General features: G+C 55.2%; 14 protein-coding genes, 6 pseudogenes and 1 riboswitch. All 20 genes and pseudogenes read right to left on the bottom strand.

Features of this window, described 5'->3' with window-relative positions:
- Nucleotides 1-270 precede the first annotated feature (270 nt).
- Nucleotides 271-1,113, bottom strand: coding sequence for a sugar ABC transporter permease (locus XI25_RS26045; protein WP_046680907.1), 843 nt, complete (start codon nucleotides 1,111-1,113; stop codon nucleotides 271-273).
- A pseudogene (locus tag XI25_RS26050) lies at nucleotides 1,113-2,427 on the bottom strand (carbohydrate ABC transporter permease). The gene XI25_RS26045 and the pseudogene XI25_RS26050 overlap by 1 nt, the downstream one beginning before the upstream one ends.
- 104 nt (nucleotides 2,428-2,531) lie before the next feature.
- A complete protein-coding gene (locus tag XI25_RS26055) occupies nucleotides 2,532-3,842 on the bottom strand; it encodes a sugar ABC transporter substrate-binding protein (RefSeq protein WP_046680908.1) in 1,311 nt (436 codons plus the stop codon).
- Between the two features lie 463 nt (nucleotides 3,843-4,305).
- Nucleotides 4,306-5,574 carry a phosphoribosylamine--glycine ligase gene (gene purD, locus XI25_RS26060; protein ID WP_046680909.1) on the bottom strand — a complete coding sequence of 423 codons (1,269 nt, stop codon included), beginning with the start codon at nucleotides 5,572-5,574 and terminating at the stop codon, nucleotides 4,306-4,308.
- 140 nt (nucleotides 5,575-5,714) lie between these two features.
- The gene (gene purH / locus XI25_RS26065) at nucleotides 5,715-7,262 is read right to left on the bottom strand and encodes a bifunctional phosphoribosylaminoimidazolecarboxamide formyltransferase/IMP cyclohydrolase (RefSeq protein ID WP_046680910.1); all 1,548 of its coding nucleotides are present in this window, start codon (nucleotides 7,260-7,262) and stop codon (nucleotides 5,715-5,717) included.
- Nucleotides 7,263-7,459: 197 nt separating this feature from the next.
- A pseudogene (gene purN / locus XI25_RS26070) lies at nucleotides 7,460-8,075 on the bottom strand (phosphoribosylglycinamide formyltransferase).
- Nucleotides 8,075-9,117: pseudogene (purM, locus tag XI25_RS26075) on the bottom strand (phosphoribosylformylglycinamidine cyclo-ligase). Before purM ends, purN begins: the two co-directional pseudogenes overlap by 1 nt.
- 215 nt (nucleotides 9,118-9,332) lie before the next feature.
- Nucleotides 9,333-10,811, bottom strand: a complete 1,479-nt coding sequence (gene purF, locus XI25_RS26080; RefSeq protein WP_046680911.1) for an amidophosphoribosyltransferase — start codon at nucleotides 10,809-10,811, stop codon at nucleotides 9,333-9,335.
- Nucleotides 10,796-13,043: pseudogene (gene purL / locus XI25_RS26085) on the bottom strand (phosphoribosylformylglycinamidine synthase subunit PurL). The gene purF and the pseudogene purL overlap by 16 nt, the downstream one beginning before the upstream one ends.
- Nucleotides 13,018-13,710, bottom strand: a complete 693-nt coding sequence (gene purQ / locus XI25_RS26090) for a phosphoribosylformylglycinamidine synthase subunit PurQ (protein ID WP_046680912.1) — start codon at nucleotides 13,708-13,710, stop codon at nucleotides 13,018-13,020. The pseudogene purL and the gene purQ overlap by 26 nt, the downstream one beginning before the upstream one ends.
- Before the next feature lie 2 nt (nucleotides 13,711-13,712).
- Nucleotides 13,713-13,958, bottom strand: a complete 246-nt coding sequence (gene purS / locus XI25_RS26095; protein WP_046680913.1) for a phosphoribosylformylglycinamidine synthase subunit PurS — start codon at nucleotides 13,956-13,958, stop codon at nucleotides 13,713-13,715.
- Nucleotides 13,959-14,002: 44 nt separating this feature from the next.
- Nucleotides 14,003-14,905 (bottom strand): phosphoribosylaminoimidazolesuccinocarboxamide synthase, encoded by a 903-nt coding sequence (locus XI25_RS26100; protein WP_046680914.1) that lies wholly within the window; start codon nucleotides 14,903-14,905, stop codon nucleotides 14,003-14,005.
- A 76-nt stretch (nucleotides 14,906-14,981) separates the two neighbouring features.
- Nucleotides 14,982-16,277 carry an adenylosuccinate lyase gene (gene purB / locus XI25_RS26105; RefSeq protein WP_046680915.1) on the bottom strand — a complete coding sequence of 432 codons (1,296 nt, stop codon included), beginning with the start codon at nucleotides 16,275-16,277 and terminating at the stop codon, nucleotides 14,982-14,984.
- 3 nt (nucleotides 16,278-16,280) lie between these two features.
- Nucleotides 16,281-17,462 (bottom strand): 5-(carboxyamino)imidazole ribonucleotide synthase, encoded by a 1,182-nt coding sequence (purK, locus tag XI25_RS26110; RefSeq protein WP_046680916.1) that lies wholly within the window; start codon nucleotides 17,460-17,462, stop codon nucleotides 16,281-16,283.
- On the bottom strand, nucleotides 17,459-17,944 hold the full coding sequence (gene purE / locus XI25_RS26115) for a 5-(carboxyamino)imidazole ribonucleotide mutase (RefSeq protein ID WP_046680917.1): 486 nt from the start codon (nucleotides 17,942-17,944) through the stop codon (nucleotides 17,459-17,461). The genes purK and purE overlap by 4 nt, the downstream gene beginning before the upstream one ends.
- Before the next feature lie 196 nt (nucleotides 17,945-18,140).
- Nucleotides 18,141-18,242, bottom strand: a riboswitch (purine riboswitch).
- Nucleotides 18,243-18,489: 247 nt separating this feature from the next.
- A pseudogene (locus XI25_RS26120) lies at nucleotides 18,490-18,925 on the bottom strand (universal stress protein).
- Between the two features lie 112 nt (nucleotides 18,926-19,037).
- Nucleotides 19,038-19,301, bottom strand: coding sequence for a DUF1294 domain-containing protein (locus tag XI25_RS26125; protein WP_046680918.1), 264 nt, complete (start codon nucleotides 19,299-19,301; stop codon nucleotides 19,038-19,040).
- 210 nt (nucleotides 19,302-19,511) lie between these two features.
- Nucleotides 19,512-19,649 carry a hypothetical protein gene (locus XI25_RS33820; RefSeq protein ID WP_200901486.1) on the bottom strand — a complete coding sequence of 46 codons (138 nt, stop codon included), beginning with the start codon at nucleotides 19,647-19,649 and terminating at the stop codon, nucleotides 19,512-19,514.
- 131 nt (nucleotides 19,650-19,780) lie between these two features.
- Nucleotides 19,781-21,921, bottom strand: a pseudogene (locus tag XI25_RS26130) (DNA topoisomerase III).
- Nucleotides 21,922-22,198: 277 nt separating this feature from the next.
- A complete protein-coding gene (locus tag XI25_RS26135; protein WP_046680919.1) occupies nucleotides 22,199-23,023 on the bottom strand; it encodes an MBL fold metallo-hydrolase in 825 nt (274 codons plus the stop codon).
- Between the last annotated feature and the right edge of the window lie 51 nt (nucleotides 23,024-23,074).

Genomic DNA, 23,074 nt, shown 5'->3' on the forward strand with positions numbered 1-23,074 from the left:
GGAAGTTTTTCTTGCGATATAAGGATGGCAAACCTCTGAAGTTTATACTTTGTTATATCTAAAAGAAAAAACGTCTATCGACGTACTTTCTCAGAAGACAGACCGCTTTTAGCGGAAGTTTTTCTTGCGATATAAAGATGGCAAACCTCTGAAGTTTATACTTTGTTATATCTTAAAAAAGCCACCGGCTTCCACCGATGGCTTATAACAAATTTTGCATGCTTTTATTATGGCCTGCATTTCTGATGCATGCCATTCAGGTTTAAACGATCAGCCTTTGCTTGCCCCCGCCGTCATGCCGTCGACCAGCATCCGCTGCAGGAAGACGAACAGAATGGTGATCGGCAGCGCGATGAGCACCGACGCAGCCGCGAACAAGGTGAAGTTGCTGTCCTGCTGGGAGTTGACCAAATCCCATAAACCGACGGCCAAGGTCCAGTTTTCCTTCGACCTGAGAACCAGCCGAGCGAAGATGAAGTCTACCCAAGGGCCGACAAACAGCGTCAGCCCCATATACGTGATCATCGGCTTCGAAAGCGGAAGAATGATTTTGCGGAAAATCGCGAAGTTCGTCGCGCCGTCGATCTTTGCCGCCTCGTCCAGGCTTCGCGGAATCGTATCGAGGAAGCCCTTCATGATCAGGGTTCCTCCCAGCGGCGCCCCCGCCGCATAGACGATGACAAGCGCCATATGGGTATTCAGCAGATCCAGGGAATTCAGGAGGATGTACAGGGCGATCATACTCATGAAACCCGGAAACATTCCCAGAACCAGAATCGTCGACAATGCGTTTTTCCGGCCTTTAAACCGGAACCGCGATACCGCATAACTCGTCAGCAGGACGAGAAGCGTACCGATCAGCATGGACAGTACGGCGATTTTCAGCGTATTCATGTACCAGGTTCCGAACATGAACGTTTTGGAAGTAAACAGCTCGCGGTAATGGTCCAACGTAAACGTTTCCGGGATCAGCGTCTTGCTGTACAGCGATTTGCCCGGCCGGAAGGAAGCAAGAACAACCCAGGCTGCGGGATAGATACAGCAAATCGCAATGATGACCAGCAAAATATAACTTAACGTCAGGCGTATGGTGTTCTTCAGTTTGATTCCCATTATTGGATCATGTCCTCCTCTTTAAATGATCTCGTCCGGCGATAATTGTAGATGGAGAAGGAAGCGATAATCAGGAAGATAATGATACCGATCGCAGACGCCATGTTGTACCGCTGCTGGTCAAGCGTCAGTTTGTACAGCCAGGTGACGAGCAGGTCGGTCGCGCCGGCATACTGGTAATCGCCGACGACCGGATTGCCGTTCGTCAGCAGGAAGATCGCGTTAAAGTTGTTGATGTTGCCCGCAAACTGTGTAATGAGCACCGGCGCCGTAGAGAACAAAATCATCGGCAGCGTGATGATTTTGAATTTTTGGAAACCGCTCGCGCCGTCCACGTCGGCCGCTTCGTAAAGATCCTTCGGAATCGTTGTCAGCACGCTCATCACGAGCAGCATGGACACCGGAATGCCTACCCACATGTTAACGACGATAACCGTCACTTTCGCCCAGAACGGATCCGTCAGCCAAGGCAGTCCCTCCAGTCCAAAATACCTGAAATACTGGTTGATGGGACCGAACTGTCCGTTAAACATGTTCCGCATGACGAGCAGCGAGATCAGCTGGGGAATGGCGTAAGGAATAATGAGAATAACCCGCCATACTCCCTTGAAGCGGATGCCTTTTTGCTGAATCAGCAGCGCTACCAGAACGCCGCCGAAATAAGTCGTCACGGTAGCGAGAACCGCCCAGATAATCGTCCAGGTCAATACCCCGAAAAACGTATGGCTCCACGATTTCAAAGCGACGAGACTGGTAAAGGTCTGAAAGCCGACCCAGTCTACCAGCTTGGCCGGAGGCAGATTGTTGGGAGCCGAGTAATTCGTAAACGCCAGCATCACCATGAATATGATCGGCATAATGGTAAAGAACAGAATGCCAAAAGCGGGAAGCGTCAAGAAAGACTGCGCAAACTTGATTTCGAAAATATAGTTAAGGGTCTGTTTGAATGTATTGGGCTGCTCGCCCATATCCCTTTGTTTTCCGGTATTGTATGCGTTTTTTGATGTTGGCATAATAAGCGATAAGATACAAAGCAAGCAAAATTAAAACAATGAGTCCTTCAATCAGCAGGTTAATGGAATGATCTCCCGCAACCAGCTTCGTTAATCCATTGACTTTCTCGAAATGGTTGCCCTTCTCGCCGAGAGTGATAATCCCCCACAGGGCATCCCCCAGATTAGTGATAAAAAAGTACAAGCTTGCCATGCCCAAAAAACTCAAGATGACGCCTTTGATCCACTGGCGGTTGTAAAGCTGGCCGAATCCCATGCAAATGGCCGATAATACGGCTGCTGTCGTACGATGTTGACGCATGCTCCATCCATTCTCCTCTCCGTATAATCGAGGAATCACCCGCCGGGCTACGGCGGGTGAACATCATTTTTCTTCTGTCTGTTTTCTTTGTATGTCTGATCCGATTACTTGGCGGCTCCGCCGGCATTAAGCTCTTGAAGCTGCTTCACCGCGTTATCCATTGCGGCTTTCGCGTCTTTGTTGTTGTCCCAAATCTCTGCAAAAGCTGCTCCGACAGGCGCCCATACGTTGGCCATTTCAGGGATGGAAGGCATCGGCTTGGAGTTCTTGAACTGCTCGGTAAAGGCCGATACATTCGGATCGTTCTTAACCAGGTCGGATTCCTGGGCTTCTTTGTTCGTTGGAACCGAACCGACAAGCTCGGTAAGCTTCAGCTGATTTTCTTTCGTTGTCGCGAAGTGGGCAAACATGCGGGCTGCGTTAGGGTATTTGCTGTACGAGTTGACGTACCAAGCTTTAATCCCGGAGAAGGAAACCGCAGGCTGTCCGCCGATCGTCGGGATCGGTGCTACCCCCAGCTTGTCGCCGAGCGCTTTTTTATATCCGCCAAGCTCCCACGGACCGTTAATGTCCATAGCCAAGTCGCCGGAAGTAAAGAGGCCGCGCTTGATATCCGGCGTAATGTCGCCCGATTTGACAGGCAGGACTTCTTTCAGGCTCGCATACACTTCCAAGCTTTTCAAAGCGCCTTCGCTGTTCAAACCGATATCGTTGATGTCCGTACCGTCCTTGCCGTAAATGTAACCGCCGTTGGAGGCGATGAACGGATAGTTAAAGTACAGGTTGCCTGTTTCCCACATAATGCCGTATTTGTTTTTGGATTTGTCCGTGAATTTTTTGCTGAACTCGATGACCTCTTCGAAAGTTTTCGGAGCTTCCTTGATCAGATCCTTGTTGTAGTACAACAGGTAAGTTTCAGCGGCACGTGGATAGCCGTACAATACGCCGTCGTAGGATACGCCTTGGATAGCGGCTTCCGTATTGTTATTCTTCGTTTCGGCTTCGAATGTGTCGTTCGGCAGAACCATGTTGGTGCTGGCTACTTTCCCCAGGTTATCGTGAGGGAAGATAACAACGTCGGCAGCCAGACCGGATGGGCCGTCTTGAGCAAGTTTGGCTGCTTGATCCGTAGGGCTTACTTCCTCGAGCGTTACTTCCACGCCATATTTCTCGGTGAATTCCTTAATCACCGCATCGGTATATGCTCTTTCATCCTTACTTTCCCATACGACCAGCTTCGCCCCTTCTTCCGGCGTAAGCTCGGGCGCATTTGCTTCAGGAGCCGGCGTTTCCGCTGCCGGCTGATTTTCCGCCGGTGCAGGCGATTCAGGAGCTGCGTTTTTGGCTCCGCATGCAGAAATAGACAATGCCATTGTGAAAGCGGTAGCGAGTGTTAGTATCTTTTTCATCTTCATTGCAAGATTAACCCCTCTCAGTAATGTACAGAAATGTTGGAATTCTGCGCAAACGGTTTCAGAAAATTTTCAAGCTCATTATTTTTTATGTAGAGCCAGCGGGATTTTCCGGGACATTCATGCTGGGAAAGCGCTTCATCCACTGAAAACATCATACACCAATCATTTGTCTTTGTAAAAACGTTTGCACACAGTATTTAAGCGAATTCTGTCAGCATTAGCTGATCTTTTCTCGGCATTCCGCTGTTTTTCTCAAGATATCATGTTTTTTTTATTCGAATGTACTTGCCTATCGCCTGATTATCGAAAATCCCAAGACGGAAAGCGTTGTCCCGAAGACAAACGTTTGCACAAATTTGTGCAAGAGTAAAGCGGAAGGTCCGCTATTCATGCGGACCTTCTTAAACAGTTTTGAGGTTTACTCCTATTTCGATGCAACATCAAGCGTTTTAGGGCTTGCCTTTTATAACAATGCCTTAGCCGCTATATCCGTACGGAAATGTTTTCCTTCAAAAGATATCCGTTCGGCGCGCTCATACGCTTTGGCACGGGCCGCTGCGATATCGGCTCCCAAGCCGACCACGCCAAGCACCCGTCCACCGTTGGTCAGCCATTCACCGCCGCTGCCTCTGGACGTTCCTGCGTGAAACACGATGGATGAATCGTCGTCTGCCTCCAGTCCGGCAATGGCAAGTCCTTTCGGATAGGAAGCCGGATACCCCCCTGATGCCAGAATGACGCATACGGCTGCTTCTTCGCTCCACTCCAGCTCAAGCTCGTCCAAGTTTCCGTTCACGGCTGCCAGAAACACCTCCAACAAGTCGGTCTTCAGACGAGGCAGCACCACCTGAGTCTCGGGATCGCCAAAGCGGGCATTAAACTCGATCGTCTTCGGCTTCCCGTCCGGCGTAATCATCAGTCCCGCGAACAGAACGCCGCGGAACGGCCGGCCCTCTGCCACCATGGCCTTCGCCGTCGGCTTGATGATCTTTTCCACCGCTTCCTCGATCACGGAGGCCGGAATGTGAGGCAGCGGCGAATAGGTACCCATGCCGCCGGTATTCGGTCCCAGGTCGCCGTCAAATACCGGCTTGTGGTCCTGGGCGGCCGACATCGGCTTCACCGTCTCCCCGTCCACAAATGCCAGGATGGACATCTCCTGGCCTTCGAGGAATTCCTCGATCACGACGCGGCTCCCGGCTTCGCCGAACACCTTGGTCTCCATGATGTCGCGCAGCGCCTGCTCGGCTTCCTCCAATGTGCGGGCTACGGTTACGCCTTTCCCGGCAGCCAGCCCGTCTGCTTTGATAACGATCGGAGCTTGTCGGCTGCGCAAGTAGGCCAGCGCCTGATCAAAGTCATCGAACTTTTCATAAGCCGCCGTCGGGATGTTGTATTTGCGCAGAAGATCCTTCATAAAGGTTTTGCTGCCTTCGATCTCCGCCGCGTTCTTGCGCGGTCCGAATACGGGAATCCCCGCTTCTTCAAAAACATCCACAATCCCGTCCGCCAGAGGGTCATCCGGTCCCACCACAACCAGTCCAACCTCTTTTTCCAGAGCAAACGATTTGAGCTTCTCAAATTCGCCCACGGCAACAGGCACGCACTCGGCCAATTGGGCAATCCCGGCGTTGCCCGGCGCACAGTAGATTTTACCCGCTTTCGGGCTTTTCGAGAGTGCCCATACGATGGCATGCTCCCGTCCGCCGCCTCCGATGACTAATATATCCATGCTTTCCCTCCACTTAAAAAGATTCATATTCGCTGCAATCGAATCGATTTATGCCTATATAGCAAAGGAACCGCCCGGGGTACGATAACTGGCGCTTCCAAGCCGCCGCCCCCGGATATACGATTCCTCGTTAAAGCCTATTAATGTTTGAAGTGTCTTACGCCCGTGAAGACCATAGCAATGCCGTGCTCGTTCGCCACTTTGATGGACTCTTCATCCCTAACGGATCCGCCAGGCTGGATCACGGCCGTAATCCCCGCCTTAGCCGCAAGCTCCAGCGTATCTCCCATCGGGAAAAATGCATCGGAGGCCAAAACGGAGCCTTTTGCCTTTTCGCTCGCCTGTTCGATGGCAATCCGTGCCGAGCCGACGCGGTTCATCTGGCCGGCGCCGACGCCGACCGTCATATCATCCGCCGCCAATACGATCGCATTGGATTTCACGTGTTTCACGACTTTCCAGCCGAATAAGAGCTGCTTCAATTCCGCTTCTGTTGGCTGGCGGTCGGTAACTACCTTCAGGTCTGCCGGATCCAGGGAATGCACGTCGCTCTCCTGAACGATCATGCCGCCTTCGATGGACGTTACCTGCAGCGTCGCTATGCGTTCCTTCGCGGAGCCGAATTCGCCCATTTTGAGCAGGCGGATGTTCTTCTTCTTCGTCAACAGCTCCAGGGCTTCGGGCGTAAAGTCGGGTGCAAGAATGATCTCCAGGAAAATCTCCTTCAGCAGTTCCGCCGTCGGCGCGTCGATGATCCGGTTGGCTGCCACGATACCGCCGAAAATGGAGGTCGGATCTGCGGCATAGGCCTTCTGGTATGCCTCCAACACATTGCTGCCGACGCCGACGCCGCAAGGATTCATATGCTTGACCGCCACGACGGCCGGTTCGTCGAATTCCTTCACGATCTGCAGCGCCGCATTCGCGTCATTGATATTATTGTAGGACAGCTCCTTGCCGTGCAGCTGCTCCGCGGTTGTCAGCGTCCCCGCCGGTGCCAACGGTTTTTTGTAGAATGCCGCTTTTTGATGCGGATTTTCGCCGTAGCGCAGATCCTGGATTTTCTCGTAGGTTACGCTGAAACGCTCCGGAAGCGGATCGCCCGTCACGTTCGACAAATACTCGGAAATCAGCGTGTCGTACGCTCCGGTATGACGGAATACCTTGGCAGCCAGGCGCTTGCGCGTTTCGAGCGTCGTGTCGCCGTTCGCCCGAACCTCCTCCAGCACGGTGCCGTAGTCTGCCGAATCCACGACAACGCTCACAAACGCGTGGTTCTTCGCCGCGGAACGCAGCATGGTCGGACCGCCGATATCGATATTCTCGATGGCATCCTCATATTCGACGTTCGGCTTTGCGATCGTCTCCTGGAAAGGATACAAATTAACGACAACGAGGTCGATGTAATCCAGTCCCAACTCCTGCATCTGACGCTGATGCTCGCTGCTGTCGCGTACAGCCAACAGGCCGCTATGCACTGCAGGGTGAAGCGTCTTTACGCGGCCATCGAGGATTTCCGGAAAACCCGTTACATCCGAAATGCCGATGACGGGCACTCCCTCTTTTGCCAAAAGGCTTTTCGTTCCGCCTGTCGATATAATCTCAACGCCCAAAGAAGCCAATTCACGGCAAAACTCCACGATTCCTGTTTTATCTGAAACGCTGACCAGCGCTCTTTTGATACCCACGTTTATTCCTCCCTGTCAAATTGGAAAGTTCACCAAACGCTATATTCATGCTTTGGCCGAATGTAAGATTCGACGCCGATTACGCTTCCTGATTCACTGCATAGATCAATAGTTGAATTTTAGGCGGCCTCTGAAATATTTCCCGAGAAATATCGAACGTGTCGACGACTGATGTGCACCTTGTCCGCTTTTCGGGTTTACGGTGCAGCAATTGTCACGTTGCGTCCATCCAGTCGGACCCGGTACTGCGCAAACCAGGATACGACCTCGGGATACAGCTGCTGTTCGACGGCATGAATCCTCGCCGTCAGGGAGTTTTCGTCGTCTCCCGGCAGAATATCCACCGCGCGCTGCGCGATGACCGGACCTGTGTCCATGCCTCCGTCGACAAAATGAACCGTAACCCCTGTCAGTTTCACCCCGTAATCAAGCGCTTGTCCTATCGCGTTTTTTTCCGGCAAACGACGGCAGCAGCGACGGGTGGATATTGATCATCCGGCCGTGGTAGGGTTCGACCAGCACGGAGGTCAACAGACGCATATAGCCTGCCAGAACGATCAGGTCTACCCCGCGCCGTTCGAGCTCCTCCGCAATCTCCCGCTCGTAATCCTCCCGTGAGGCATAATCTTTCGGCTGGAATACAAAGCTGTCGATTCCCGCGTTCCGGGCCCGCTCCACAACCGGTGCATGCGGCTTATCACATACGAGAAGCGTGATTTCCCCGCCGAGTTTCCCGCTCCGCTGCGTCTCCACAAGCGCTTGAAAATTGCTTCCCGTACCGGAAGCAAACACGGCAATCCGGTAGCCGCTCATTATACTTCAGCCCCCGTAAAGCTTACCTTGCGTTCGCCTTCGGTCACGCGTCCGATAACATATGGCTCTTCTCCCGCGGCACGCAGAAGCTCCAATGCCGATCCGGCATCCTTCTCCGCCACGATGACAACCATGCCGATCCCCATGTTGAATGTCGTGAACATGTCTTTGTTGGAGATGCCGCCCTTTTCCTGCATCAGCTTAAACACCGGCAAAATCGGCCAGGAGCCGTATTCGATGTCGACATTGACGCCATCCGGCAGCATGCGCGGAATATTTTCGATAAATCCGCCGCCGGTGATGTGCGCCATGCCTTTGACGTCGATTTCTTTTAGAAGGGACAGCAGCGGTTTGACATAAATCTTCGTCGGTGTCAGCAGAACATCCCCCAACCGTCCGCCAAGCTCCGGAATCTCCTGGTCCAACTCATAACCGGATTGCTCAAGCAGGAGTTTCCGAACGAGCGAGAAGCCGTTGCTGTGCACGCCGCTGGAAGCCAGGCCGATGACGGTATCGCCCGCAGAAATGGCGGAACCGTTGATCATCTTGCTTTTGTCGACAATGCCTACGGTAAAGCCGGCAATATCATATTCGCCCTCGGCGTACATCCCCGGCATTTCTGCCGTTTCGCCGCCGATCAGGGAACATCCGGCTTGTCTGCAGCCGTCGGCGATTCCTTTGACGATGGACTCGATTTTGGACGGAATAACCTTGTCGCAGGCCAAATAGTCCAGAAAAAAAGAGCGGCTCCGCACCCTGCACCACCACGTCGTTCACGCACATCGCCACCGCGTCGATTCCGATGGTGTCATGACGGTCCATCGCAAATGCGAGCTTCAGCTTCGTGCCGACGCCGTCGGTACCCGAGACGAGAACCGGCTCTTCATATTGATTCTTATTCAGCTGGAACAGAGCTCCAAAACCGCCAAGGTCCGTCATCACTTCAGGCCTGAACGTTGTTTTGACGTGCTTTTTCATCCGCTCGACGGCTTCATTGCCTGCCGCAATATCCACACCGGCGTTTTTTATAAGTATCAGACACGCGCTTAACACTCCTTTTGAAGGAAAGATTGGATGATTCAAGGCATTAACAAGTAATGCAAATAACTTTTGAGCCAGGGGAAAGCCGAAATCTCCATGTGCTTAATGACTCAACGTATGAAGAAAAATATTCTGGGGCCGATCCTCAGTCCCTGATGATATTTCCGGGAGCCCTGCGCCTGAACCAAGCGTTCGAGCCGGGCTCCGGAAATACAATTAACAGCTGCAGCCCATCTTCTCCTCGCCGTCAAAATCGATCTGCGTCGGATAGTCGTTGTCAAAGCACGCAAGGCACAAACCGCCTTTCGGGCTGTTCTCGTCGCACCCGCCGATGGCGGCAATCAGCCCTTCCGTGCTCAGAAACGACAGCGAGTCCGCATTGATCTCTTGTCGTATTTCCTCGATGCTCTTCGCGGAAGCGATAAGCTCACGGCGATCCGGCGTATCGATGCCGTAAAAGCACGGATTCTTGAACGGCGGCGAGGTGATGCGGACATGCACCTCGGATGCGCCCGCATCCCGCAGCAGATTCACGATCCGTCGCGACGTCGTCCCGCGCACGATCGAATCATCGATCATCACGACGCGTTTGCCTTCAACCACGCGGCGAACGGCGCTCAGTTTCATCTTCACGCCCTGCTCGCGCAGCTCCTGGCTCGGCTGGATAAAGGTTCGGCCGGTATACTTGTTCTTGATTAACCCGAGCTCGTACGGAATCCCCGTCTGCTCGGCATAACCGATGGCCGCCGAAATGCTGGAGTCGGGAACGCCGGTAACCACATCGGCATCCACGAACGATTCGAGCGCCATCCGGCTGCCCATGCGCTTCCGGGCCGAGTGCAAATTCGACCCGTTCAGATCGCTGTCCGGACGGGAAAAGTAAATATACTCCATCGCGCACAGCGCTTTTCGCGCCGGTTCCGTATAGCGGTCTACATGAAGGCCGTTCGCGTCCAAGACAAGCAGCTCGCCAGGCGCAATGTCGCGCACGGCCTCCGCCCCGATCACCTCCAAGGCGCAAGTCTCGGAGGTGAAGATGTAAGCATCTCCAAGACGTCCCATCGTGATCGGCCGCAAGCCGTTCGGATCGGAAGCGACCAGCAGCTTGTCATTGGTCATAAGCAGGAAAGCAAAGCCGCCGACAAGGCGCCGCAAGGCATCCTTGGCCGCCTCGACGAAATCCTTCGGCGAACGGGCGATCAAGTGGGCAATGACTTCCGTATCGCTCGTCGTTTGAAAGATCGAGCCCGCGTTTTCCAGCTCGTGCCGCAGCTTCGGCTCATTGACGATGTTCCCGTTCGTCGCAATCGCAAGATTGCCTTCGCGGTATTTGAAGACAAGCGGCTGCGCGTTGGTGATCCGACTATCGCCGCTGGTGGAATAACGGACATGGCCGATGGACATGCCGCCCTTAAGCGATTCCAGGCGCTCTTTGTCGAACACTTCCTTGACCAGGCCCATGCCGCGGTGGTAACGGAATTCGCGTCCGTCCGCCACGCAGATTCCCGCGCTTTCTTCCCCGCGGTGCTGCAGGGCATGAAGTCCGTAATAGGAAAGGGAAGCGGCATCCGGATGCCCGAACACGCCGAACACCCCGCACTCCTCCTTGAGCTTGTCGAAGATATCGCTTTTTCCCGTTCCTTCGTTATAGTAGTCGCCAGTCCATAGTCCTTCCGGTATTATTTCATGCGGCATGGAATGGCATCCTCCCAGACGGATTTCAAGACCTCCACCGATTCCCGTACCGCGGAGGCACCGTTAATGGCAATGCTTAGATCTTGTCCGCCGACACGCCCGATTGCCGCGAACGGTACGCGAGCTTCCTTCAACAGCTGTTCCAGATCGGATTGTTTGCCCGGGGATACGGAAAGAACGATCCGGGACTGGCTTTCGCTGAAGAGCGCGATATCGTTTCTCAGATCGCTGTTCAGCGTGATCGCGGCGCCCACGCCTCCGCTGATGCAGCTTTCGGCCAATGCCGCGGCAAGCCCGCCTTCGGAGACGTCATGCGCGGAACGCACGAATCCGGACTGGATCGCCGTCAGCACGCCGTTCAGGAGTTTTTTTCTCCTTGCCAAGATCCAATGAAGGCGGTCTGCCTTCCGAAACGCCATGGATCGCGGCCTGGAATTCGCTTCCCCCGAGCTCGGCATAGGTTTCGCCGAGCAAATAAACGATGTCTCCCTCGGACTTGAAGCCCTGGGTCGTAATATGATCGGTATCGTGAATGAGGCCGACCATGCCGACGACCGGCGTCGGGTAAATGGCCCCTTTGGCATTTTCGTTATACAGGCTGACGTTGCCGCCGATGACCGGGGTTCCCAGTTCGCGGCAGGCTTCCGCCATGCCGTCCACCGAACGCTCCATCTGCCAGAAGATTTCCGGCTTCTCGGGGCTTCCGAAGTTCAGGTTATCCGTAATCGCAAGCGGCTCGGCGCCGGAGCAGACAATATTTCGCGCCGCCTCGCTGACCGCGATTTTCCCGCCCGTTTCCGGGTCGAGGTAGACGAAACGCCCGTTGCAGTCCGTCGTCATCGCAAGCGCCTTGCGAGTCCCGTCAACCGTAACGACTGCAGCGTCCGAACCCGGACGGACCGCCGTGCTTGTGCGAACCATATAGTCATACTGATTGTAAACCCAGGCCTTGCTCGCAAGGCTCGGCGAGCCGAGAATCTTCTTGAGCGCGCCGCCCAGGTCTTTCACTTCTTCGTAACGCGCGGTATCGATGGAAGCCTGCTCCTCGTAATAAGCGGGAACGGAGGAAGGCTTATGATACACCGGACACTCGTCCACAAGCGCTTTAACCGGCATGTCGCCGACCACTTCGCCATGATGGATCAGCTTGAGACGGCCGTCGTCGGTTACTTTGCCGACCTTCGCGCAGATGACGCCCCAGCGGTCGAATATTTCGCGCGCCTGTTCTTCATGTTGAGGCTCCACCACGAACAGCATTCGTTCCTGGGACTCGGACAGCATCATTTCGTATGGCGTCATGCCTTCTTCGCGCTGCGGCACCTGATCAAGGTACAGCTCCAGCCCGTTGCCGGCCTTGCTCGCCATCTCGGCGCTGGAGCAGGTAAGACCGGCTGCGCCCATATCCTGAATGCCGAGCACGATGCCGGAGTTAATCAGCTCCAGGCAGGATTCCATCACGAGTTTTTCCATAAACGGATCGCCGACCTGCACGGCCGTCCGCTTCGCTTCCGACTCCTCCGTCAACTCCACCGACGCAAACGTGGCGCCGTGAATGCCGTCCCGGCCCGTCGGCGGACCGACGTAAAATACCGGGTTGCCGACGCCTTTGGCGACGCCGCGCTGGATTTTGTCATGGTCGATGATACCTACGCACATCGCGTTAACAAGCGGGTTGCCGTCATAGCTTTCTTCAAACACGACCTCGCCGCCGACCGTAGGAATGCCGATGCAGTTGCCGTAACCGGCGATGCCGGATACGACATGCTCGAACAAATATTTTACGCGGTCGCTTTCCAGTTTCCCGAAACGCAGGGAGTTCAGAAGCGCTACCGGTCTTGCGCCCATCGAGAAAATGTCGCGGATAATGCCGCCCACGCCCGTAGCCGCGCCTTGATAAGGCTCGACGGCGGAAGGGTGGTTATGGCTTTCGATTTTGAATACGACCGCTTGGTTGTCTCCGATATCCACGATACCGGCGCCTTCGCCGGGCCCCATCAAGACGCGCGGGCCGCTTGTCGGAAAACGGCGGAGCAGCGGCTTCGAGTTCTTGTACGCGCAGTGCTCGGACCACATGACGCTGAATACGCCGATTTCCGTATAGTTGGGCTTGCGGCCCATGAACAAACAGATCAGCTCGTATTCGCTGTCCGATACGCCCATCTGCTCATAAATCCGGTATTCCGCAATTTGTTCTGCCGTTGGTTCTTTAGCGGACACTTGCTGCTGCGCCATGACGATCCCTCCAGGTCTGAATGATGGATGTAAACATTGCCTTTCCGTCTTCCGAACCGAGCAGGCTGCTGACCGCCCGTTCCGGATGAGGCATCATGCCGAGCACGTTGCCGCGCTCGTTGCATATGCCCGCGATATTCGCGACCGATCCGTTCGGATTATCCTTATAGGTAAATACGATTTGCCGATTGTCCCGAAGCTGCTGAAGCGTAGCTTCATCACAGTAGTAATTGCCTTCGCCGTGCGCAATTGGTATGACGATTTCCTGTCCTAACGCATAGTCGCGGGTAAACGGCGTTTCATTGTTGACGACGTTCAGGACGGTATCGTGACACCGGAATTTCATCGATTCGTTCCGGCGGAGCGCACCCGGCAAAAGGCCCGCTTCCGTCAAAATTTGAAATCCGTTGCAAATGCCGAGAATGAATTTCCCCTCTTCCGCCGCTTTCGCGACTTCGTTCATGACCGGGGCGAACCGGGAAATCGCACCGCACCGGAGATAATCCCCATAAGAGAATCCTCCGGGAACAAGGATGGCGTCGTAAGCCGACAGATCTGTTTCCGTATGCCATACGTAGTCGACCGGCTGGCCGACCGTTTGCTCAATCGCTTTATAACAGTCAATATCACAGTTGGAACCAGGGAAGACGAGCACCGCGAATCTCATGTTCAGCCCTCCAATTCATAACGGTAATCTTCCACTACCGTGTTGGCGAGCAGTTTTTCGCACATCGTCTTCAGGTTTTGCTCCGCTGCTTGGCGGTCATCCGTGTCGAGCTCAATTTCCATATACTTGCCGATGCGCAGGCTTTCCACTTCACGGAAGCCCATGGAATGGAGCGCCCCCTGCACCGCTACCCCCTGCGGATCCAATACGCTTTGCTTGATGGTGACATAGACTTTTGCTTTCAACATCGTTCCCTGTTCCTCCTCGGTATCGTATATGAATAATGGCTTGTTTACTTCCCGGCCGTGCTGGTCGGCACCGTAATCCGGCTGTAAATATCGGTATATCTGCGGGTTGTTTCTTCAACGACATGGTCCGGAAGCGGCTCGGGTTTGCTGTTCTTGTCCCAGTCCGTTCCCGCCAGGTACGTGCGGACCGGCTCTTTGTCCATGCTGTCGATTTCAATGTCCAGGGCGTATTTCTTTTGATCCCAGAACCGCGAGGAATCCGGCGTGAAAATCTCGTCGATCAGGATCACCTTGCCGTCAAGCAGACCGAACTCAAACTTGCAGTCCGCCAAAATGATTCCCCGCTCCGCGCAGTAATCGCGCGCAAAACGGTACAGCTTCAAGCTCTTCTCCTGCAGTTCCAGAGCAAGCTTTTCGCCTACCAGCTCCTTCATGCGCTCCATGGAGATGTCCTCATCATGGCCGACGTCGTTCTTGGCAGCCGGCGTAAAGATCGGCTCGGGAAAGGCTTCGTTTTTACGCATGCCTTCCGGCAGCCGAATTCCGTTAACCTCGCCTGTCGCCTGGTACTGTCTCCATCCCCCGCCCGTAATATAACCGCGCACGACGCACTCGATATCGATGCGTTCCGCCTTGCGGGCGACCATGATCCGGCCGTCAAGGGCTTCCTTGTCCTTTGCGGCGGCTCCTAACGCCTCCACATCGGTGTGCACGACATGGTTGTCGATCAGATGTTTCGTCAGCTCAAACCAGTAGGCGCTGAGCTTGTTCAGCACCGTTCCCTTTGCCGGAACCGGCGGGTCCAGCACATAATCGAAAGCCGATATGCGGTCGGTGACGACAATCAGCAGATTTTCCCCGTAATCGTAGAGCTCGCGGACCTTGCCTTTATACAACAGCGGCGCATCGATCAGATCGACTGCCGTGGAAAGCGCGCGTTGTTCCATCATTTTCACTCCCTTTAGGGGGCCGCCCGCGGGCGGCCTTTATCTATACCTTGGAAGGCTCTCAGAAACGCGGCCTTTACTTAAGGCCAAGCTTCTCAAAAATCGTATCCACATGCTTCAGGTGCCAGCTTGGGTTAAACGCATCCTCGATCTCTTCCGGGGTGAGCACCTCCGTGATTTCGGGCGTCGCCTCCACGATTTCGCGGAACTGGCGCTGCTCCTCCCATGCCTGCATCGCTCTCGGCTGTACGGTATCGTAAGCCTGCTCGCGGCTGAATCCTTTGTCGATCAGCTTGGTCATCACGCGGCCGGAGAACGGAACCCCGTAGGTACGGGCCATGTTGCGTTTCATGTTTTCCGGGAACACGGTCAGATTTTTGACGATATTGCCGAAACGGTTCAGCATGTAATTCAGCAGCATGGTCGCATCCGGCAAAATGATCCGTTCCACGGAGGAGTGGGAAATATCCCGCTCATGCCACAGCGGCACGTTTTCGTAAGCGGAAAGCATGTGGCCGCGAATGACGCGGGCCAGACCGGAGATGTTCTCGGACCCGATCGGGTTCCGTTTATGCGGCATCGCCGAGGAGCCCTTCTGGCCTTTGGCAAAAGCCTCTTCCACTTCGCGGACCTCGCTCTTCTGAAGCGCGCGCACCTCGGTCGCAAACTTGTCCAGCGAAGTGGCGATCAGCGCAAGCGTAGCCATATACTCGGCATGACGGTCCCGCTGCAGCGTTTGCGTCGAAATCGGAGCGGGCTTGGTGCCGAGCTTCCGGCATACGAATTCTTCCACGAACGGGTCGATGTTCGCGTAAGTGCCGACGGCGCCGGAGATTTTGCCGAACTGAACGCCGTCCGCCGCATGGCGGAAACGCTCCAGATTGCGGACCATCTCTTCGTGCCACAGCGCCATTTTCAGTCCGAAGGTCGTCGGCTCCGCGTGCACGCCGTGCGTGCGGCCCATCATTGGCGTATGTTTGTAAGCCATCGCCTTTTCGCGCAGAATGCCGATAAAACGGAGCAGATCCTGTTCCAAAATTTCGTTCGCCTGCTTGAGCAGGTATCCGTTCGCCGTATCCACCACATCGGTGGACGTGAGCCCGTAGTGGACCCATTTGCGTTCCGCTCCCAGGCTTTCCGATACCGCCCGGGTGAAAGCGATCACGTCGTGGCGCGTCTCCTGCTCGATCTCGTAAATCCGGTCGATATTGAAGGAAGCATTTTTGCGGAGCATGGCGGTGTCTTCCTTCGGAATCACGCCGAGCTCGGCCCAGGCTTCGCAAGCGCAAAGCTCGACCTCAAGCCATGCCTTGAATTTGTTTTCCTCGGTCCATATGGCCCGCATTTCCGGTCTGCTGTATCGTTCGATCATAGATTACGGCCTCCAAATATTAGTTTGCTCTACCCATTCCAAAGCGTCCTCAACGTCACCGCACAGGAGATTGATATGGCCCATCTTGCGGCCTGGCTTGCTGACGCTTTTGCCATATAAATGAAGCTTCGGCACAATGCCGAGGGATTCCGCAAGCGGATCTCTTTCCGCCGCGCGCCGGACGGCCTCATCCAGATGCTGCCCCAAAATGTTGACCATCACCACCGGCGACAGCAGCGCAGTGTCCGAGAGCGGGAGGTTGCATACCGCCCGGATATGCTGTTCGAATTGGGAGGTCGAGCAGGCTTCCATCGTATAATGTCCCGAATTATGGGGTCTTGGTGCCACCTCGTTGACGTAAAGCTCGCCGGCTTCCGTCAGGAACATTTCGACGGCGAGAAGCCCCACCGCTCCCAGGCCTTCAGCAACCTTTTCGGCAAGCCTGCACGCTCTGCGCTGAACCTCGGCCGGGATGCGGGCCGGGACGATCGACAAGTGCAAAATATTGTTGACGTGCACGTTCTCGGCCGGCGGGAAACTCTTGACCTCGCCGGACGGCGTACGGGCGGCAATCACCGAAATTTCACTGCTGAACGCGATGAACTTCTCCAGCACCAGTTCGACGCCGTTGGAAGATAGTTCGGCATAAGCTGCCTCAAGCTGTTCCTCCCGGCGAAGGACAGCCTGCCCTTTGCCGTCATACCCGCCGGTAACGGTCTTCAGCACGCACGGGAGCTTCAGCTCCGCGGCCGCTTCCCGAAGATCCGCAAGGCTTGCGATCTTACGGTACGGAGCAACCGGGACGCCTGCCGCTTCAATGGCCGCTTTCTCCCGGAGGCGGTGCTGCGTCGTGTAAAGCAGCCGGCTTCCCTGCGGAACGTAGGAGCGTTCCTCCAGCAGGGCGGCGACTCCGGCATCCACATTTTCGAACTCGTAGGTGATCACGTCCGCGCGGGAGGCCAGCTCCTTCGCGGCCTCCGGATCATCGTAAGCCGCGGTAATTTGCGGGGCGATCTGCCCCAACGGCGAATCCGGAGCCGGATCCAGCGTGACGAACCTGTAACCCATCCGCACGCCGTCCAATGCCATCATCCGGCCCAACTGCCCGCCTCCAAGCACGCCGATAACGGATCCTGGAGGAAGCGTTTTGCCTTTTAACTCTTCCGTCTGGAGCCTCTCCGTCATAGGTCGTCACTGCCTTTCAGCACCTCGTCGCGCGTCCGGTCCCGCCGTTCCTGTACCTTGGCGCGGAGCGCCGGATCGCTTGCGCCCAGAATTTGCGCCGCCAGCAACCCCGCGTTCACAGCGCCTGCCCGTCCGATCGCGACCGTCGCTACCGGAACGCCGCCGGGCATCTGAACGATGGAGAGCAGCGAGTCCAGTCCGTTTAAAGCCTTCGACTGCACCGGAACCCCGATAACGGGAAGCACCGTTTTGGCGGCGACCATTCCCGGAAGATGGGCGGCTCCTCCCGCTCCGGCTATGATGACGCGAAGCCCGCGCCCCTCCGCCTCCTCGGCATATCTGAACATCAGATCCGGCGTCCGGTGGGCGGAGACGACCTTTTTCTCATACGAGATTCCCAGCTCATCCAGCATTTGGCACGCGTGGGACATCGTCTCCCAATCCGATTGGCTGCCCATAATGACCGCTACTTGCACCGCCATGAATACACCCGCTTTCTTAACGATTGTTATACTTTGTTTCCTTTCAAAAAAGGTCCGATTCCCTTCTGCTGTTACCGAGGGTACCGGACCTTGGGGGAATACCGCACCGCCTCCTTATGTCATTCAACATAAAGACAGGTGAAACTCCACGCACTCGCCTTTAAAGAGCCTGCCTGAAGCCGCTCCTGCATTCTGCCGGTCCGCCGTATTCCCTCGTAGTCCGAAAATTTACGGTTTTCGGGTAGAGACTTCCGGGCCGTATTCCCGGCTTTATACGAGAAATATTTAATTTCGTTAATTTAGCTTTCATGTGACGATTTAACCTTTACATGACCAGTTTAACAATCCCTGACACCCGATGTCAACCTAAACACGAACATTCTAATATAAGTAAAAAATAACGTTCGTTTTTTTCTTTATCTGCGGTATAAGCGGCGCTTATGCCAAAATTTAAACCAGTATATATTTAAAGTCTTGTATCTTTTTATATTTTAAAAAAAAAGGAATGCTCCAGGCACTCCTCAAGCATTCCTTTCACGTTCATTTTATTTTACGACAAGTACCGGAATCTTGGCATGCTGCACCACATTGTGGCTGACGCTCCCGAGAACGAATTCGCGGATGCCGCCCAGGCCGCGGCTGCCGATCACGATTAGATCCACGCCATTCTGCTTGGCATACTCCAGTATGACTTCCGCCGGAGCCCCCTGGATCATCTCAACGTTGCCGCTCACCCCTGCATTATCCATTCTTTCCCTCAGCTCCGCCGTCGTCTGCTCGGCCAGATCGTAAATTTCCTTGTTCACGGAAGCCGGAATCGGCGCAAGCCCCTCGCCTACGAAAAAAACGCGGGAACTCAAAGGCATGAACAATGTCGAGCGTCGCTCCCGGGGTTACTTTGACCAGCTCAACCGCACGGCCGAGCGCTTTGATCGAAGCTTTGGATCCGTCATAGGCAAGCAAAATTTTGTTGAAAAGCATAAAGGCCACCTCTTTCTCCGTGTATTAAGACGAACATTACATCATTAAACTTCCGCGCGGCGAGGTGAAACGAGCCCCTCACTTTTTGGATTAAGAGATATGTAATGAGAGCTCACTTCCAAAGATAGCCGTACAATACCGCGTTCAAAAACAACAGCAGCGGCACGCCGACCGTAAACGACAGATGCCTTGTTTTATGCCTCTTGCGGTACATCGCCGCCCATACGCCCAGAGCACCGCCGACCGCAGCAAGCAAAAACAGCGTTCTCTCCGGTATCCGGTCCCTGCCTAACTGGGCCCTGCGCTTGTCCTCGGACATGACCAGATAGGCTACGGCGTTGATAAAAACAAACCAAATTCCCAGGGCGGTTCTCACAATCGGGTCCGCACCTCCATTCCCGGCCGACCGATCAAGGATCCATCTTTCGGCTGGCGTCTTTCATTCCTATCTTCATTATAAAACTACCAATGCATGAACACAATGCGATACATGCAGCAGCTAGGCGGTGCCGTGAGCAGGATGAGGTTCTTTCTCTAGAAATATAAGCCAAGTATAGATGAAGATTATACTTGGCTTATATGAAACTTAAGATTCCTGCTTCGGAATTTCGTTCAGACTCGGAACATAATCATCGGCTTTTCGGGGTTTAAGCGTCTTGCTCTCCTCCAAAATGCTCGATTTGTTCTGCTGGTTTTCCGCTTTCCTCGGTTTATGGTACGGCATGGCGTCTCACCTCCTGTCCGTAGAATGAACCATTCCGCGGTAGGTTATGCTTGCGCGTACCCTCGGGTTCTATAGGATGCCTCTTCTCCCGTCCTCTTTACCCGTTAGCGCCTTGGCTCCGGCAGTAAGGATCAGTCTTTGCCCTTTTGCTCCAGCGCAGCCTTCAGCAGCTCTCCCAGGTTCGAGCCAATCGATTCCTGTTTCCCATACTGCTGAACGAGCTTCCGTTCTTCTCGTTTGTTGATATGCTTGCTGTCCTTGTTCAGGGTTTCGGTGATGCCGCAGCCGAGACATTGGACAAACATGCCGGCTTTGCCTTCCTTCAGCTCCATTTTCTTGTGGCACTGCGGGCAGCGGCGGTTGGAGAGACGCTTCTCCCCGGAGCGCTTATAACCGCAGTCCTCGCTCGGGCAGACCAAAAGCTTGCCGCGTTTCGTTTTCTTCTCCAGCAGCCTGGTTCCGCAGTCCGGACAATGGCTGTTCGATACGTTATGCGGCTTGTATTCGGCTGAACTCCCTTTGACTCCCGCGACCAATTCCTTGGTCATGTCGCGGATTCCGCGGATAAACGGGTCAGGCTTGCCTTGCCCCTTCGCGATCCGTTCCAGCTCCGCCTCCCAGCGGGCGGTCAGCTCCGGCGTTCTGAGCGCGGGCGCAACGAGCTCGATCAGCTGTTTCCCTTTGCCTGTCGGATGGAGCGAGGAGCCCTGCCGCTCGATCGTATCCGAGCTGACCAGCTTCTCGATGATGTCCGCACGGGTGGCCGGCGTGCCGAGTCCGAACTTCTCCATCTGCGTCAGCAGCGCAGCTTCCGTATACCGTTTCGGCGGCTGCGTGCGTCCCGGCTTCACGATACAGCGGCGGACGGTGACCTTTTCTCCTTCCGACAGAGCCGGCAGCAGCTTGCCCGAATGTTCTTCGGAGCGGTCATCCGCGGCCTCATCGTCCCCGTCATCCTCGTAATCGCCGCCGTAAACCTCGCGCCAGCCGCTGTCCTTTACCGTCGTTCCTTTGGCGTAGAAGCTTTGGCCCTCGATCTCCACGGTGACGGATACGGCATCGTATTTCGCCGGAGGATAGAACAGACTGATAAAAACGCCGGACGATCAGATCGTACAGTTTCCGCTCCTCGGTGCTCAGCTTGTTCAGCAGAACGGTTTCTTCTGTCGGAATGATGGCGTGATGATCCGTTACCTTGCTGTCGTCCACGACCCGTTTGCCAGGCGAAAGATTCTTTCGCAGCAGCGGGCGGGCCAGGGCCGCATAAGGCCCGACGGCGACGCTCGCAAGCCGTTCCTTCAGCGTGGATACCATGTCCGACGTCAGATAGCGGCTGTCCGTCCGCGGATACGTCACCAGCTTATGCTGCTCGTACAGGCGCTGCAGCACGCTGGACGTCTGCTTGGCGGAAAATCCGAAACGCCGGTTGGCATCCCGCTGCAACTCGGTCAAATCGTAAGCCAGCGGATGCGGTTCGGCTTTCTCGCTTTTCTTCACGCTTGCAATCCGCCCCGTGCGTCCTTCAAGCTTCTTCTTCAGCTCCTCCGACTGCTTGCGGTCAAAGATGCGCCCATCCCCTCCCGCCGCGCGCCACGAGGCTTCGAAGTTTCCGAGATCGACGCTGACCGTGTCATATTCTTGCGAACGGAACTGGGTGATTTCCCTCTCCCGGTCCATAATCAGGCCGAGGGTCGGCGTTTGCACGCGTCCGGCCGACAGCTGCGCATTAAACTTGCAGGTGAGCGCGCGCGTTACGTTCAATCCGACCATCCAGTCGGCCTCCGCCCGGCATCGCGCGGATTCGTACAGCCGGTCGAACTGGCTGCCTGGCTTTAATGCCGCAAACCCTTCACGGATCGCCTTATCCGTCTGGGAGGAAATCCACAGCCGTTTAAACGGCTTGTTCCACTTCGCCATCGCCAAAATCCACCGGGCCAGCAGTTCGCCCTCCCGGGCCGCGTCCGTCGCGATAATCATCTCGCCGATATCCTGCCGCTTGGCAAGATGCTGGACCGTTTTAAACTGGTGGCTTGTTTCGCGAAGCACTTTCAGCTTCATCCGCTCCGGCAGAATCGGCAGATCCTCCAGCGCCCATGTCTGGTATTTATGATCGTAATCCTCGGGCTCGGCGAGTCCTACCAGATGTCCAAGCGCCCATGTGACCACGTACTTCGGTCCTTCAAAATAATTTTTTATGCTTTTCGCGGCTTCCCATCACCCTGGCAATTTCTCTTGCCACGGACGGCTTTTCCGCCAATACCAATGCTTTCATAGCCCTCCCCTTCCTCTGTCCCCTTATTATAACCTCCCTACCAATGATCTACAAAACAAGTAGAAACGACTTCGGTGTCCTCATGGACGCTAGCGTTTCTGCGGGAAATATAAGGGGCCGCCCAAAGGTCATAAACCCTCGAGCAGCCCCGCCTGCATTATGGAAGGATGATCGGCACATCGGCAGCCTAACCTGTAACAGGCCATAAACAATTCATCCTGTGAATCCTGCCTAGGCAGCTATCCGTTCTGCCGTATCTTGGTTTATCCCCGCGTTCTCAGGGCTTATCCTCCGGATCCACATACCGGCCCTGTTCCGGTACAGCCAGACGGTTGAAATCCCGGGCCAGCCTCTGCAGCGAATCGATCAGCTCATCTCCCGACATGGACACCCCGTGTCCGGTAACGGCGATGTGCGGACTAAGGGCAGCCAGGCGCAGAACCGATTCCCGAGCGGCATCCCAATCCGGGGTAAAATACATCGGCGGGCCGTGAAGCTCCTTCTCCTGGCCGATGACGGCCAAGGCAGACTCCTGCTTCACGGTGATAATGGCATCGCCTGCGATCAGCGCTCCGTCCCGGACGCGGAACAACGATACATGGCCCGGGCTGTGGCCCGGCGTAGGGATCCACCGCCATTCCGGCAGGCCCGGAACCGTGCCGTCTTCCGGCAAAGGCTGAACCCTCAGCCCAAGATCGATCCCTTTATGGGGATACATCGGGGCGACGCGGGCCATCAGTCCGCCCCCGACGCTGGGGTCTCCCGCCGGATAATCGGCCTGCCCGGTTAAGTACGGCAGCTCCAGCGGATGCGCATAAACCGGGACGTTCCAACGGTCCGACAGCTCCCTTACATTGCCGACATGGTCAAAGTGGCCGTGGGTGAGCACGATGCACACCGGTGGACGGCCGAATCTCTGTTCCGCAGTCTCCGCAATCGAATCCGTGAAGTTTGCGATGCCCGTATCCACCAGCACCCAATCCCCTGAACCGGGCGTGCCGACGAGTTGAACGTTAACGATCATCGTCCGTAAGGAAAGAATATCCCCCGTTACTTCCTCCGTCTCCACGGCACCGGTTTTTAACATGCTGTGTTCGTTCATAACAGCATCCCTCCATTCATTGAACGTACTTGTAATAACATACCCGTATTG

This window comes from Paenibacillus sp. DMB20, assembly GCF_000987955.1.
Lineage (GTDB): Bacteria > Bacillota > Bacilli > Paenibacillales > Paenibacillaceae > Paenibacillus_AQ.